The sequence below is a fragment of the Zunongwangia pacifica genome (assembly GCF_023499215.1).
GTDB classification, from domain to species: Bacteria; Bacteroidota; Bacteroidia; order Flavobacteriales; family Flavobacteriaceae; genus Zunongwangia; species Zunongwangia pacifica.
On record NZ_JAKHSK010000008.1, the window covers coordinates 77,597 to 92,398 of the forward strand.

A 14,802-nucleotide genomic window follows, 5' to 3' on the forward strand; every position below is an offset into this window, starting at 1 on the left:
AATTGCATAAATTAGGATTAGCTTTTAGGACTTTCCAACAATATCGGCAACGATAAGCTTGGCGTGAATTCTAGAGTTTTCAATAAACCATTTATGGGTTTCCATTCCGCCGCAAATCACCCCGGCAAGGTAAATCCCTGGAATATTGGTTTCCATCGTATTTTCATCATACATAGGGATTCGTTTGTTTTCGTCTTTTAGTGAGATTCCTATTTTATTTAAAAACTCAAAATTAGGACGATATCCCGTTAGTAATAACACAAAATCATTTTCAATTTGTATTTCACCGTCTGGTGTTTGCACGATCACTTCGTGTTCTTTGATCTCTTTGATACTAGAATTAAAATGCGCTTTAATGCTCCCTTCTTCTATCCTGTTTACAATATCCGGGCGCACCCAATACTTTACGCGAGGGCCAATATCTTCGGTTCTCACAATCATCGTAACCTCGCCGCCTTTTCTGTAAATTTCTAAAGCTGCATCTACTGCCGAATTACTTGCGCCAACAACAATTGTCTTTTGGGTGGCGTAATAATGGGGATCGTCGTAATAATGCGCTACTTTAGGCAGTTCTTCGCCTTTTACGTCAATATAATTTGGGATATCATAAAATCCGGTAGCGACTACTACATTCTTCGCTTTATAAGAAGCTTTTGTGGTAATGACCTCTTTTATAGCAGCATCAGCTTTTACCTGGGTAACCTTTTCAAACAAACGAATGTTCACCTGGTTAGAAGTGGTAATCCTGCGGTAATATTCTAAAGCTTCGGCCTTTCGGGGCTTAGGATTATTACTGATAAAAGGAATGCCATCTAACTCCAGTTTTTCTGAAGTAGAAAAGAAAGTCATATTGGTAGGATAATGGTAAAGACTGTTTACCAAACATCCTTTTTCAAGGATCACATAGGTGAGTCCGTGTTTTGCTGCTTCTAGTCCGCATGCTATCCCTATTGGGCCACCGCCTATAATTACAAGGTCGTATGTATCGTTATGAATTTGCAAGATGCTTTAAGTCTTTAATAGTTTCTAATTGATTTTTAGCTTTAAAAACATAGCTGCCGGCAACCAGAATATCTGCACCAGCTTTTACCAGTTCTAAAGCATTTTTATTGGTTACCCCACCGTCGATCTCGATTAAGGTTTCAGCATTGTGGTTTAAAATGATTTCTTTTAAACGTTGTACTTTATTGTAGGTATGCTCAATAAAAGTTTGTCCGCCAAAACCGGGGTTAACACTCATTACAAGTGCTATGTCGATATCTTTAATTACATCTTTCAATAAATCTACATTTGTGTGAGGATTTATCGCTACGCCAGCTTTCATGCCTTCTGCTTTTATGGCTTGTAACGTTCTGTGCAAGTGCGTGCAGGCTTCATAATGCACGGTAAGATGACTGGCACCAAGATCAGCAAAATCCTTAATGTATCGATCTGGATCTACAATCATAAGATGCACATCCAAGGGCTTTTTAGCATGCTTATTAATGGCCTGTAACACTGGCATTCCAAAAGAAATATTGGGTACAAAAACACCATCCATAATATCGATATGAAACCATTGTGCTTCGCTATTATTAACAGTTTCTATATCGCGTTGTAGATTTGCAAAATCTGCTGCAAGTAGGGAAGGGGCAATTATCTTTTCTTTCATTGTTAAAGAATGTTTCTCTAACAAAAATACTAAGAATATGTGAGGTGTAAAGAATAAGAGGAAAAGCTTCCCTTGCTTCTTTATCGTTTTTTAATTGAATATCTTTGAAAAACCTAAAGAAAAAAGACCATGATTTTTATCGAAAATGAAGGAAATAACGATCCTTTTTTAAACCTGGCATTAGAAGAATATATACTACGGAACTTTGACCACGGGCAGGATTACCTATTGTTTTACATCAATGAGCCTTCGATTATTATTGGTAGAAATCAAAACACGCTAGAAGAAATTAACCACTCTTATGTTGAAGCGCAAAATATTAAAGTAGTACGAAGAATTTCTGGAGGAGGTGCGGTATATCATGATTTTGGCAATTTAAATTTTAGTTTTATTACCGATTATGATGTAAAAAGCCTGAATAATTTTAGAAAGTTTACAGAGCCGGTTATTAAAGTGTTGAACAAAATGGGTGTTCTGGCGGAATTAAAAGGGCGTAATGATATCGTGGTGAACGATCGTAAAATCTCGGGTAATGCACAGTTTAGCAGTGTAAAAAGAATGTTTAGTCATGGGACTTTGCTGTTAGATTCAGATTTAGATGAGGTGACCAGAGCGCTTCAGGTAAAAATGAGTAAAATTCAGTCTAAAGGTCATAAATCGGTACGTAGCCGTGTGGCCAATATTAGTGAATTTTTAGATGAACCTTTAGCTATTGAAAACTTCCGAAGTATTATTTTAAAAGGATTATACGAGGAACGTGAAGAATTTGAAACGTATCATTTGACCCCAGAAGAATGGGAAGGAGTACGGCAATTAAAGGCTGAAAAGTACGAATCCTGGGATTGGAATTATGGACGATCGCCTAAATTTAATATTCAGCGTACAAAGCGTTTTCCAATAGGGGAGATCGATCTTAGAATTTTTGTTGATAAAGGCCGTATTGAAGAATTTAAGATCTTTGGAGACTTCTTTGGAAAAGAACCGGTATCTAATATTGAAAATAAACTGATTGGTGCCCGATATGATAAACCAGAAATAGAATCGCTTTTAGCCGATATTGATACCAAATTTTATTTTGGAGATTTACCAAAAGAAGATTTTATAAATCTTGTATATGGGGAAGATGAGGAATAATTCCGCAAAAAAATGAGACAGTTCAGGATTTAATCTACAAAAGCCTTTAGCATATTTTTTACTGTATTTTGTGAAGCAGGATACAAATACTTAAGATACTCCAGATAGCTTATATTCTGGGTTAAGTTTTTGGTTTGCTTAGAGAGAAAAGCAGCTTCATAACCGGTAAAGGTGGTATTTTTAATTTCTTTATTAAAAATTTTTATGAGGTTGCGATGTCTGGAGTCTTTAGCGATATTGGCGAAAAGCTCTTGAATAATAGCACTTTCCCCTTCTATTACCTGAAAAAAATTACCTTCTGAACATAGTAAAATTCCGGTGATGTTGTGATCCATATTCCAATTTTCTGTATAAGAAAGAATGTTATCGATGTCTTTTTCTTCCATATCGGGAGAAGCTGTACTTACGTAGCAGATTGCCCATCTTTTCATAATTAAAATGATTGGTGAAATGTTAAAAGTAAGGAATTAAGTGAAGTTTTTATATTAAAGCCTTGTTACAATTTATTATAAATGAAGCGACCCCGGGTCATCACTCCGGGGTCATTCATCAATCAAAAAACGAACAGTTATTTTCATGGTTAGGGTCATCACTCCCACCACTAAACTGTTGTCATCTTAAATATGTTTAAATCTATCTTTAATTTTCAATATTTTAATAGTGATAGTCAAAAGTAATGCCATTATAAAATAGATGATCGCTAAGACTCCCAAAATTAGTCCGCTAATTTAGTAAGTTTCAATTAGAATCAATAAATTTTAATTTAAGTTTAATAAATGATGCCAAAATAAGGAGTGGAATTAAAAATACATATCCTTATAAAATGAAGCGACCCCGGGTCATCACTCCGGGGTCATTCATCAATCAAAAAACGAACAGTTATTTTCATGGTTGGGTCATCACTCCCACCACTAAACTGTTGTCATCTTAAATATGTTTAACCTAAATAGGTTTTTAAAATCTTACTGCGGGATGTATGTTTTAATCTTCTAATCGCTTTTTCTTTAATTTGTCGTACACGTTCACGGGTAAGATCAAAAGTTTCGCCAATTTCTTCTAAAGTCATAGGATGTTGATCTCCTAATCCAAAATATAAGCGAATAACATCAGCCTCACGAGGTGTAAGTGTTTCCAAAGCACGCTCGATCTCTGTTCTTAGCGATTCATGTAGAAGATCTTTATCTGGATTTGGAGACTCACCAGATCGTAATACATCATAAAGGTTAGAATCTTCACCTTCTACTAAAGGAGCATCCATCGATACGTGACGGCCAGAGTTTTTCATAGACTCTTTAACGTCATTAATCGTCATATCCAGCTCTTTTGCAATTTCTTCAGCACTTGGTGGGCGCTCATGAGATTGCTCTAAGAAAGCAAAGGTTTTGTTGATCTTGTTAATAGATCCAATTTTGTTAAGTGGCAAACGCACAATACGGGATTGCTCTGCCAATGCCTGTAGGATAGATTGTCTAATCCACCAAACAGCGTAAGATATAAATTTAAAACCACGAGTTTCATCAAAACGTTTCGCAGCTTTAATAAGTCCTAAGTTTCCTTCGTTAATAAGATCGGGAAGGGTTAATCCCTGGTTTTGATATTGTTTCGCCACAGAAACCACAAAACGTAAGTTCGCTTTTGTTAATTTCTCCAAGGCACGGTTATCACCCGCTTTAATTCGTTGTGCTAATTCTACCTCTTCGTCTGCGGTAATTAAATCTACTTTACCAATTTCTTGCAAATACTTATCTAGCGAAGCAGTTTCACGGTTAGTTACCTGCTTCGTAATTTTAAGTTGTCTCATCTATCTTCTCCTTGGGTTTTAATTATGAATAGCTCTTGTATATAGTTATACGTAAGAAGACCAAAAAATGTTACAAAATGTTTAGGTAATTTTATCTGGGCGTTACCCAAAATGGCCATTTTGGGTCGGGCTTTCTGCTACAAGTCCGCGTTGCTTGTAGCAACTACGGGCTTTTCGCGCCAATCCCTAACGCAAAGAAAAATTATGAAATTTTATCGAAAAAAAATGAAATAAAAACAAAAAGGCACCGAAATTCGGTGCCTTTTTTAAGATTATATAATCTAAAGGATTATTTTTTATCTCCTCTTGGTTTGCGATCGTCACGTTTGTTGTGATTACGATCACCACCTTCTTTACGTTCTGGGCGTTCTGTACGCTCTGGTCTTGGAAGTAAAGCTTTTCTGGAAACTTTCTCTTTTCTGGTTTTTGGATCTACACCAAAATATTTTACATCGATAACATCACCAAGGTTAACAACATCGGTAACATTATTGGTGCGTTCCCAGGCAAGTTCAGAAATATGAAGTAACACTTCGTTTCCTGGAGCTTCTACATATTCTACTACTGCACCAAAATCTAGAAGTTTTATTACTTTAACTTCGTAAACACTTCCTTTTTCTGGTTTAAAGGTAAGGGCGTCGATCTTAGCAAGAACTTTATCGATGCCTTCCTGGCTGGTACCAAGAATTTCTACAATACCTTCTTCAGTAACAGGATCTTCGTTAATAACGATCTCAGTCTTAGTTTCTTTTTGTAGTTCTTGGATCACTTTACCACCTGGCCCAATTAATGCTCCAATATAATCTCCAGGAATTCTTCTGGTAATGATTTTTGGCGCGTGAGCTTTTACATTTGTATTTGGCTCGGCAATCGTATCGGTTAATTTTTCAAGAATATGTAATCTTCCGTCACGTGCCTGCTTAAGTGCTTTTACTAAGATTTCGTAAGAAAGTCCTTTGATTTTAATATCCATCTGGCAGGCGGTAATACCATCTGCAGTACCGGTAACTTTAAAATCCATATCTCCTAAGTGGTCTTCATCCCCAAGAATATCAGAAAGTACCGCGTAATCTTCACCATCAGAAATTAATCCCATAGCGATACCGGAAACTGGCTTTTTAAGCTGAATACCAGCATCCATTAAGGCCATTGTACCAGCACATACCGTTGCCATAGAAGAAGAACCGTTAGATTCTAAAACTTCAGAAACAACTCTTACAGTATAAGGACAATCTACAGGGATCATTCCTTTTAATGCCCTTTGTGCAAGGTTACCGTGACCAATCTCTCTTCTGGAAGTTCCTCTTATTGGATACGCTTCACCGGTAGAGAAAGGAGGGAAGTTATAATGTAAGTAGAAATTTTCTTCACCCTGATAGGTTGGAAGATCTACTTGGTTGGCTTCTCTAGAAGTACCTAAAGTAACAGTTGCAAGCGCCTGAGTTTCCCCTCTGGTAAAGATGGAAGATCCATGCGGAGAAGGTAAATAATCTACTTCACACCAAATTGGTCTAATTTCAGTAGTTTTTCTACCATCTAAACGAATTCCTTCTTTAAGAACAACGTCTCTTACTGCTTTTTTGTGGGCATCACCTATGTAAGCACTAATAAGTTTTTGATTTTCTTCAAGTTCTTCTTCAGTGAATGTCGCTAAAACTTCGTCTTTTAAATTAGAGAAAGCTTCGCTTCTTTCTTGTTTGGTGCTTCCCTGCTTAGCAATATCGTATGCTTTTTGGTAAACAGCATCGTAGATTTTTTGTTTTAAATCTTCATCATCTTCAGCAACTTCGTATTCACGAATCTCTGTTTTTCCGGCAGCTTCTCTTAATCTTGTCTGTGCTTCACACTGAACTTTAATCGCTTCGTGAGCAAATTTGATGGCTTCTGCCATTTCTTCTTCAGAAATTTCATCCATCTCACCTTCAACCATCATTACAGAATCTGCAGATGCACCAACCATGATATCAAGATCGGCTTGCTCCAACTGTTCAAAACTTGGGTTGATAACCAGTTCTCCATCAATACGTGCTACTCTAACTTCTGAAATTGGAGTTTCGAAAGGGATGTCTGAAACCTGGATAGCGGCTGAAGCGGCTAAACCGGCAAGGGCATCTGGCATCACTTCAGGATCATGAGACATCAACTGAATCATTACCTGAGTTTCGAACTTATAGTCTTTAGGGAAAAGAGGTCGTAATACACGATCTACTAATCGCATTACAAGAATTTCTTCACTACTTGGTCTTGCTTCACGCTTAAAATACCCTCCAGGGAATCGTCCCGCTGCGGCAAATTTTTCACGATAATCTAAGGTTAATGGGAAAAAATCCATTGTAGTAGGCGTGTAAGACGACACTACGGTACATAAAAGCATAGCATCTCCCATTCTAACAACAACAGAGCCATGTGCCTGTTTTGCTAGTTTTCCGGTTTCGATCGAGATTTCTCTTCCATCTCCAAGATCGATAACCTCTTTAAAAGTTTGTGGAATCATAAATTTTGCATATTTGATCTGAATAACTTCACCAGATCTATTTTGTTAAACAAAGGTCTTTCCGTCTTTATCTGGACGGCCAGGAGTTGTGTTGTTGTCGTTGCAGGCAGACCAATGAAAAACTACCCTTTTTGGGTGACAATTTCTAAAATAGGAGTAATCCTAAATTGTAAAGAACTTATTTTTGGGTATTTACAGCTACCCAGGCTGTATAAAAAAAGGGGGCAAAAAGCCCCCTGAAAATTATTTTCTTAATCCTAATTCCTTAATAATGGCACGATATCTCATGATATCCTTTTTCATTAAGTAATCAAGAAGTCTTCTTCTTTTTCCTACAAGACCAACAAGAGATCGCTCTGTGTTAAAGTCTTTACGATTTCTTTTTAAATGCTCAGACAAATGTGAAATTCTGTAAGTGAATAATGCGATTTGCCCTTCAGCTGTACCAGAATCGTTTTTACCGTTTCCGTACTTTTCGAAGATTTCTTCCTTCTTTTCTTTAGTTAAATACATTCCAATATTATTTAAATGATTTTTATGTATTGGCAGCTTTTCTGCCAGGCCGCAAATGTACTACTTTTTTGTACAAATGCTATTTATTCTTTAAATTTTATTTTTATCGCTATTACGCTCTTATTGGTTGATTTTGAATAAGATCCAGGTAAAGGTTAACCTTATTCTTAAGTTCAGACCTTTTGGTAATAAAATCTAAAAAGCCGTGTTCTTTCAAAAATTCTGAAGTCTGAAAGTCTTTTGGAAGGTCTTTACCTGTTGTATCTTTCACTACACGAGGACCGGCAAACCCAATAAGCGCACCAGGTTCAGAAATATTAATGTCTCCTAACATGGCAAAGGAAGCGGTGGTTCCTCCGGTAGTAGGATCTGTACATAAAGAAATATAAGGAAGTTTAGCCTCAGCTAATTGTGCTAGTTTTACTGAAGTTTTTGCCAGCTGCATTAAAGAAAGCGCAGCTTCCTGCATTCTGGCACCACCAGATTTAGAAATAATCATTAAAGGCAGGTTGTTTTGGATGGCATAATCTGCTGCACGTGCTATTTTTTCACCTACTACAGATCCCATAGAACCTCCAATAAATTTAAAGTCCATACAGGCAATAACCAGTTCTTTTCCTTTAGATTTTCCTACGGCTGTTCTTACAGCATCTTTAAGTCCTGTTTTATCCTGAGCGGTCTTTAGACGTTCCGTATATTTTTTGGTGTCCTTAAAGCTAAGAGGATCCTTGGCAGAAAGCCCTTTATCCAGTTCATTATATTCATTATCATCAAAAAGGATCTGGAAGTACTCGTTACTTCCTATTCTTACATGATAACCATCTTCAGGACTTACATAGAAATTGCTTTCTAATTGTTCTGCATCAACGATTTTTCCTGTAGGGGACTTATACCATAAGCCTTTTGGAACATCCTTTTTCTCCTCAGTAGGGGTTTGGATACCTTTTTGTGTTCTTTTAAACCAAGCAGCAGCCATAGTATTTCAAGTTTTTATCTCTTTCGTTCAATCAGCTTCATTTACGAAAGAGCAATTAATATCAAAAAATAAAAACAGCTGAAATTTAATAATCTCAGCTGTTTATTAAGCTTATTCTTATAAAGTATTTACGTTATTAAGATCTTCGAAAGCTTTCTTTAAACGAGTTTTAAAAGTAAGTTCTCCTTTACGTACCCATTTTCTTGGATCATAGTATTTCTTGTTTGGAGAATCTTCCCCTTCAGGGTTACCAATTTGCGAAGCAAGGTAATCTTTGTTTTCGCCCATATAGTCTCTAATTCCTTCTAGGTAAGCGTATTGAAGATCGGTGTCAATATTCATTTTAATCACTCCGTATCCAATAGCCTCACGAATTTCTTCTACTGTAGAACCACTACCACCGTGGAAAACAAAGTCGATATGGTTTTCTTCAACATTGTATTTTTTAGTGATATAATCTTGTGAGTTTTTAAGGATCTTAGGAGTAAGTTTTACGTTTCCTGGTTTGTAAACTCCATGAACGTTACCAAAAGCAGCAGCGATAGTAAACTGGTCACTAACTTTGCTTAATTCTTCGTAAGCGTAAGCTACTTCTTCTGGTTGGGTGTACAATTTAGAAGAATCCACATCGCTATTGTCAACTCCGTCTTCTTCACCACCGGTAATACCTAGCTCAATTTCAAGAGTCATTCCCATTTTGCTCATACGCTCAAGATATTTTTTACAAATCTCAAGGTTTTCTTTAAGAGGTTCTTCACTTAAATCGATCATGTGGGAACTGAAAAGTGGCTTTCCGGTTTTTTCAAAATGTGCTTCACTGGCATCCAGTAAGCCATCAATCCAAGGTAAAAGTTTCTTGGCACAATGGTCTGTATGCATAATTACAGTAACACCATAAGCTTCAGCTAATGTTTGTACATGTTTTGCACCGGCAATACCACCTGCGATTGCAGCTTTTTGCCCTTCGTTAGAAAGACCTTGACCAGCGTTAAATTGTGCACCTCCGTTAGAAAATTGAATAATAACAGGAGAATTTAATTCAGCAGCAGTTTCTAATACAGCATTAATACTGCTCGAGCTAATTACGTTTACAGCAGGAAGGGCAAAGCCTTTCTTTTTAGCGTAATTAAATATTTCTTGTACTTCCTTTCCGGTTGCTACACCGGGTTTAATGTTGTGACTCATAATTTAAGTTGAATTAGGTTTACAAAAATAAGAAAATAAACTGGCTTAGAAAGGATAATTGATCCCAACATTATATACTGCCCTGGCAAAATTATATTCTTTAAACCATCTGTCACCTAATACTCTGGCAGGATTGTAGGTTTTAAAACCGATATCGAAACGAAGGATGAAAAAATTAAAGTCGTAACGCAAACCAAAACCAGAACCTATAGCAAGATCCTGCAGGTCTGAGAAGGAGGTGAAGGTAGAAGCTTCATCTTCTACAATATCCAATACATTCCAGATATTGCCAATATCTACAAAAAATGCACTGTTTAAAGATCCAAAAAGATTGTAACGATGTTCAATATTAAAAGCAAGTTTCATATTAGCCTCGTTAAACTCGTTACGGCCACCGCTGCTTCCTGGGCCAAGATCGTAGGCTTGCCAGGCACGGTTATCATTAGGGCCGCCGGCAAAGAAACTTCTGGTAAATGGGATACTATTAGCATTTCCGTAAGGTATAGCAACACCACCAAAAGCTCTAATGGCAAAAATATTATCGTGCCCCAAATCCCAGTGCTTAATAAAATCGACTTCTGGTTTTACATACTGTGAAAAATTTACACCTAAAATGTCGTAATTTCCATTTTCGTTTTTATCCAAATTGGCAATACTGGCTACGGCCGATAAAAAGTTACCGGCAGTTTCAATCTTAAAACGAAAGCGGGTAAACTCACGGTCGTAAAGATTATCTTTGGTATTCCATAAATAAGTATAATTAGAGGCAAAAATCAAGTTGTTTTCTGTAAGTCGTTGTTTTCGTTCTCCGATATTTTTAACGAGCTGGGATTGATCGCTGGTTAATCCTGTAGTAGCGCTTCGGTTATTCTGGATATCATTGATAAAGTTATCAGCCCCATTTGGGATGATAAGGTTGCCATTTCCATTTAAATAAGCAGGATCGGTAACCACGTTAACCGAGTTTACAATTTCGTTGAGATCCTGGTATGAGCTGCGATAAACATTAAAATAATTAGCAGCATTAAGGTTTCTTACGTATTGAATATCCAGTAAATCAAAACTGTTTGAAAGCTTTCTGGAAGGCGACCATTTATAATTTAATTCGCCAGTAATATTCTGTTTATCCAGTCCGATATTGGTTTGTGTGCTTACTCCAAGACTTAAAGAGGTAAACGGGGACATATATTTTGGGATAAACCTTTCTGTATTAAAAGGCAAAAATATCCTTGGGAAACTTAGGCTTACATCACCGCCAATTTCAGTAATATCAAAAAACTGATCCTGATTGCTGGAGGTTACCGCATCTTTAGATGAGCCTATACTACCACGTGCAGAAATTTCAAAATTCTCAGCACCACCAAAAACATTTCGTATTAATAAAGAACCTCCAAAACCAATCCCAAATTGTTGAATGTTGGACTGAGAGACATCAAAATTGAATCCTAAAGAATATTTTTGTTGCGGGGTTAGGAATATATTGGTGATTAAATCGGTGCCGGTACTATCTGCCGGATCTGGCATGTATTGGATGTTAGGATATTTAAAGACACGATAAGAATTTAAACGGTTATAAGTACGGGTACGGTCGATATCCCTGTAAATTTGTCCAGGTCTTATAAATACCGCATCGGTAATGGCCTCGGGTTTAAAATCCAGTTTGTCGTAAGAATATAAATAGTAGCCACCCATTACCTGTGCACTATCTAAAAGGGGTTTGTTTTTATTTATAAATTTATAATCGGTAATAATATTTATCCGACTAATTTTGTGGATTTTAAAGGTTTTTTTTACCGTATCTTCCTCGGTGTTTGGTAAATCACCAATAATTACGCTGGTATTTACATTGTGATTAGTATTAATGGTATCGGCATCAAAACTTATATATTCCTGTTCAAAATCATAAATTCCATTATTTCTGAAAAGAGTAGTTAAACGATCTCTTTCGGCATTAAAATCTAATGTTTTGTACTGCACACCAGATTTTATGATCGAGTTTTGATCGTGTTCATTATAAATAGAATCCAGGACATGAGAAGTAATTCTGGTTTTTATAGAATCAATATCATAGGGTGTTCCTGTCTCTACAAAATATTCAACACGGGCACGTTTTTCTTTTTTTAGTGGAATGACATCAGATGAGGTTTCTACATTAAACCAACCATTATTCCAATAATAAGACTTTAATTTTTCTTCAGAATCCTGAATGTCTTTACTTCGAACGGTTACAGGTGCTTCACCAGTTCGTTTAATCCAGGCGTTAAAATCTTTTTTATTCTGAATTAACTGATCAAATTGCTTTCTGGAAAGGCGGTTGACCAGTCGCCTGAATTTTACGGAATCCTGAATATATTTTTTATTTAAAATCGAATCGATATTTGGCCTGGCCAGATTATAAAAGTGTAAGCGTAAAGGAATGCCCAGCAAACGGGTGTTGGGCTCTTTGTCTAATTGATTGTAAATATTCGCCTGACTGATCTTATCCCCATTAACAAAAATTTCGTTTTTCTCTAATAGCTGCTGGTTCTCGTCTAAGCGTTTTACCGCATCACACGAAAATAGAAAAAGAGATACTAAAAAAAATAATGATATTTTTGCGAAAAGCCTTTTCAAACATTAGGTTTTAAAGTGATCAAAAATACATTTTTTGTATGGTTAGTAAAAGCCAAATTAAATTAATAACGAGCCTTGGTCAAAAAAAGTACCGACAAAAAAACGGACTTTTTGTTGCTGAAGGAATCAAAGTAATCCAAGAGCTTTTAAATTCTGATTTTCAGTTAGAAAAATTATTTGCTTGTGAGGCGATTTTTGATGTTTCTGAAGATCAATTTGTTTTGGCTGACGTACGCGACTTAAAGAAGATGAGCTTTCTTAAAACACCGCAAACGGCATTGGCACTGTTTAAAATTCCGCAGCAAGATTTAGAAGAAGTTTTAGATGAACTCACCGTCGTTTTAGATGGTGTTCGCGATCCTGGTAATTTAGGGACTATCATTAGGCTTTGTGACTGGTTTGGAGTAAAAAATCTGGTGTGCAGCAAGGACACGGTAGATTGTTTTAATCCTAAAGTGATCCAGTCTACTATGGGATCGATCACTCGGGTAAATGTAGTTTATAAAAACCTGGCTGAATTTTTACAATCTCAGGATCTGGTAAGCTATGGTACCTTTATGGAAGGCGAAAATGTTTATCAGAAAAAGCTTCGGCAAAAAGCAGTTTTGGTAATGGGGAACGAAGCGAATGGTATTAGTCTAGAAATTGAAAAATTGATTTCAGAAAAAATAAGTATTCCGCAATTTAGCCAATCTCAAGAAACCGAAAGTTTAAATGTAGCCACGGCAACAGCGATTTTTCTTAGTGAATTCCGAAGAAAATAGTTTTTATAAAAAAGATTCGGTTTTATTAAATCTTAATCGATAACGGTGATTAAATGCTTCACAGCTTGCTTAGAAACGAAAAAATCTAATAAATATGCCGTTGGACTTATTTAAGATGACTTTTATTGAAAAGTAAAGTTTAAGAATATCGCACGGGTGGTCATTTTATCGATATTGCGGGTAAAATGACTATTTGGATTATCATCCCGAACCAACTCGTCATTTAAGCCAAAAACACCACGTATAGAAGGGGTGAATTTAAAGTAATACAAGTAAAAATCAATCCCAAAACCAATTTCCCAGTTATAGGTGTTGGTCGTCATTCTAAATTGCCCGTCCTCATTATCATCCTCATTATCTTCGTTGCTCGAAAGGTTTGCCGAATAAGAAACACCGCCAATTAAAAAAGGCCTAAAATTGTTAAGACGATTAGTGTTTATTTTTAATAACAATGGCACATGAATATAGGTAGAGTTAATCTCTCGATATCTGTTATCTTCGGTTACGCCATTGCCAATAGGAAAATAAAAACCGCGGGAAGCAAAGTTAACCCCGGGTTGTAGTCGTAAATCCAGATTTTTATGCAGTTTTAAATTCCCTAATAGACCAACATTAAAACCTATATTTCTTTGTATGCCTACTTCACGGCCGGTACGCGGACTTGGATCGTATTCATTATACTTAAAATTAAAATCGTAAGAATTTAGACCAAGAAAATATCCCCACGACCACCGTTTATTATCGATATCTACACTTTGCTGAACTTTTTCTTTGGTGAAAAGCTGCGCCTGCGTTGATGTGAATGAGCATAAAATGATGAATAGTAAGAAATATCGTTTCATATAATTACCTGGATAATTACTTAGATGCATTATAAATGGTAGCAACTCCTAAAGTTTGTGGATTACTTGCTACAGATATAAACCCAATTTTCTTTAAAATATTGTTGAATTTTTCTCCATAAGGAAATTCAGCGGCACTTTTACTTAAATACGTATAGGCTTCCTTGTCTTTAGAGAACAATTTTCCAATAGTGGGTAAAATAAAACTGCTATAAAATTTATATCCCTGTTTAAAAGGAAATTGGGTAGGAACTGAGGTTTCTAACACAATAAATAATCCGCCTTTTTTTAGTACGCGGTAAATTTCAGATAAACCAAGTTCTAAGGTTTCAAAGTTTCTAACACCAAAAGCAACGGTAATGACATCAAAAGAATTATCCTCGAAAGGTAAAGCTTCAGAATCTCCCTGGATCATTTCGATCTTGGTTTGCAGGTTTTTAGACATAATTTTTTTACGTCCTACTTTTAACATGCCTTCAGATAAATCTAATCCTACAATTTTTTTCGCGTTAGCGGCTTCAGCAATTTGTATGGCAAGATCTCCGGTTCCGGTAGCAATATCCAAAACAGTCTCTGGCTGGTGATCTTTGGCCATTTGCACCACCTTTTTTCTCCAGCTTACATCTGTTCCCATAGAAATCACACGATTTAAGCCGTCATAATTTCCAGAAATATTATCAAACATTTGCTCTACCTGCTGCTTTTTGCTTTGAGTAGAACCTTGGTACGGAGTAACTTTTTTGCCCATTTCTGCAATTTTGGTTCAAAGATAAGTTTTATAGAATAATTAGTAGATAAAGATTTCTGAATTGTTCTTATCTCCTCAGTT

Annotated in this window: 13 protein-coding genes; 2 read left to right on the forward strand and 11 right to left on the reverse strand. The window is 36.3% G+C overall.

Translation table 11 applies throughout. The annotated features are described in order from the left end of the window. Positions 1 to 24: 24 nt before the first annotated feature. On the reverse strand, positions 25 to 1,002 hold the full coding sequence (locus L1967_RS07285) for a YpdA family putative bacillithiol disulfide reductase (protein WP_249601072.1): 978 nt from the start codon (positions 1,000 to 1,002) through the stop codon (positions 25 to 27). Continuing rightward, complete coding sequence (gene rpe, locus L1967_RS07290; RefSeq protein WP_249601073.1) at positions 989 to 1,651, reverse strand: ribulose-phosphate 3-epimerase; 663 nt, start codon at positions 1,649 to 1,651, stop codon at positions 989 to 991. Before rpe ends, L1967_RS07285 begins: the two co-directional genes overlap by 14 nt. A gap of 129 nt (positions 1,652 to 1,780) precedes the next feature. Between rpe and L1967_RS07295 the strand changes: the two genes are divergently transcribed. After that, positions 1,781 to 2,785 carry a lipoate--protein ligase gene (locus L1967_RS07295; RefSeq protein ID WP_249601074.1) on the forward strand — a complete coding sequence of 335 codons (1,005 nt, stop codon included), beginning with the start codon at positions 1,781 to 1,783 and terminating at the stop codon, positions 2,783 to 2,785. A 29-nt stretch (positions 2,786 to 2,814) separates the two neighbouring features. Here the strand turns inward: L1967_RS07295 and L1967_RS07300 are convergent, their stop codons facing one another. The 7 genes from L1967_RS07300 to tamL all read right to left on the reverse strand — a co-directional run bounded on the left by L1967_RS07300 (position 2,815) and on the right by tamL (position 12,367). Beyond that, on the reverse strand, positions 2,815 to 3,216 hold the full coding sequence (locus L1967_RS07300; protein WP_249601075.1) for a BLUF domain-containing protein: 402 nt from the start codon (positions 3,214 to 3,216) through the stop codon (positions 2,815 to 2,817). A 506-nt stretch (positions 3,217 to 3,722) separates the two neighbouring features. Beyond that, complete coding sequence (locus tag L1967_RS07305; RefSeq protein ID WP_013070425.1) at positions 3,723 to 4,586, reverse strand: sigma-70 family RNA polymerase sigma factor; 864 nt, start codon at positions 4,584 to 4,586, stop codon at positions 3,723 to 3,725. A gap of 289 nt (positions 4,587 to 4,875) precedes the next feature. After that, on the reverse strand, positions 4,876 to 7,080 hold the full coding sequence (locus tag L1967_RS07310; protein WP_249601076.1) for a polyribonucleotide nucleotidyltransferase: 2,205 nt from the start codon (positions 7,078 to 7,080) through the stop codon (positions 4,876 to 4,878). Positions 7,081 to 7,323: 243 nt separating this feature from the next. Then, positions 7,324 to 7,593: a 30S ribosomal protein S15 gene (gene rpsO, locus L1967_RS07315; protein ID WP_249601077.1), complete on the reverse strand. Its 270-nt coding sequence runs from the start codon at positions 7,591 to 7,593 to the stop codon at positions 7,324 to 7,326. 112 nt (positions 7,594 to 7,705) lie between these two features. Then, positions 7,706 to 8,569, reverse strand: coding sequence for an acetyl-CoA carboxylase, carboxyltransferase subunit beta (gene accD / locus L1967_RS07320; protein WP_249601078.1), 864 nt, complete (start codon positions 8,567 to 8,569; stop codon positions 7,706 to 7,708). 117 nt (positions 8,570 to 8,686) lie between these two features. Further along, a complete protein-coding gene (fbaA, locus tag L1967_RS07325; RefSeq protein ID WP_249601079.1) occupies positions 8,687 to 9,754 on the reverse strand; it encodes a class II fructose-bisphosphate aldolase in 1,068 nt (355 codons plus the stop codon). A 45-nt stretch (positions 9,755 to 9,799) separates the two neighbouring features. Next, positions 9,800 to 12,367, reverse strand: a complete 2,568-nt coding sequence (gene tamL / locus L1967_RS07330) for a translocation and assembly module lipoprotein TamL (protein WP_249601080.1) — start codon at positions 12,365 to 12,367, stop codon at positions 9,800 to 9,802. Between the two features lie 38 nt (positions 12,368 to 12,405). Between tamL and L1967_RS07335 the strand changes: the two genes are divergently transcribed. Further along, entirely contained in the window at positions 12,406 to 13,131 is a 726-nt protein-coding gene (locus L1967_RS07335; RefSeq protein WP_249601081.1) for a TrmH family RNA methyltransferase, read from the forward strand. 122 nt (positions 13,132 to 13,253) lie between these two features. On the opposite strand, the gene porT is transcribed toward L1967_RS07335, so the two are convergent. Further along, complete coding sequence (gene porT, locus L1967_RS07340) at positions 13,254 to 13,973, reverse strand: type IX secretion/gliding motility protein PorT/SprT (RefSeq protein ID WP_249601082.1); 720 nt, start codon at positions 13,971 to 13,973, stop codon at positions 13,254 to 13,256. Between the two features lie 16 nt (positions 13,974 to 13,989). Then, a complete protein-coding gene (gene ubiE / locus L1967_RS07345) occupies positions 13,990 to 14,721 on the reverse strand; it encodes a bifunctional demethylmenaquinone methyltransferase/2-methoxy-6-polyprenyl-1,4-benzoquinol methylase UbiE (RefSeq protein ID WP_249601083.1) in 732 nt (243 codons plus the stop codon). Positions 14,722 to 14,802: the final 81 nt, after the last annotated feature.

Bases quoted from the DNA above. Each gene is read 5' to 3' on its own strand.
- rpe (WP_249601073.1), bottom strand. From the start codon at position 1,651: ATGAAAGAAAAGATAATTGCCCCTTCCCTACTTGCAGCAGATTTTGCA.
- L1967_RS07295 (WP_249601074.1), top strand. From the start codon at position 1,781: ATGATTTTTATCGAAAATGAAGGAAATAACGATCCTTTTTTAAACCTG.
- L1967_RS07300 (WP_249601075.1), bottom strand. From the start codon at position 3,216: ATGAAAAGATGGGCAATCTGCTACGTAAGTACAGCTTCTCCCGATATG.
- L1967_RS07305 (WP_013070425.1), bottom strand. From the start codon at position 4,586: ATGAGACAACTTAAAATTACGAAGCAGGTAACTAACCGTGAAACTGCT.
- L1967_RS07310 (WP_249601076.1), bottom strand. From the start codon at position 7,080: ATGATTCCACAAACTTTTAAAGAGGTTATCGATCTTGGAGATGGAAGA.
- rpsO (WP_249601077.1), bottom strand. From the start codon at position 7,593: ATGTATTTAACTAAAGAAAAGAAGGAAGAAATCTTCGAAAAGTACGGA.
- accD (WP_249601078.1), bottom strand. From the start codon at position 8,569: ATGGCTGCTGCTTGGTTTAAAAGAACACAAAAAGGTATCCAAACCCCT.
- fbaA (WP_249601079.1), bottom strand. From the start codon at position 9,754: ATGAGTCACAACATTAAACCCGGTGTAGCAACCGGAAAGGAAGTACAA.
- L1967_RS07335 (WP_249601081.1), top strand. From the start codon at position 12,406: ATGGTTAGTAAAAGCCAAATTAAATTAATAACGAGCCTTGGTCAAAAA.
- porT (WP_249601082.1), bottom strand. From the start codon at position 13,973: ATGAAACGATATTTCTTACTATTCATCATTTTATGCTCATTCACATCA.
- ubiE (WP_249601083.1), bottom strand. From the start codon at position 14,721: ATGGGCAAAAAAGTTACTCCGTACCAAGGTTCTACTCAAAGCAAAAAG.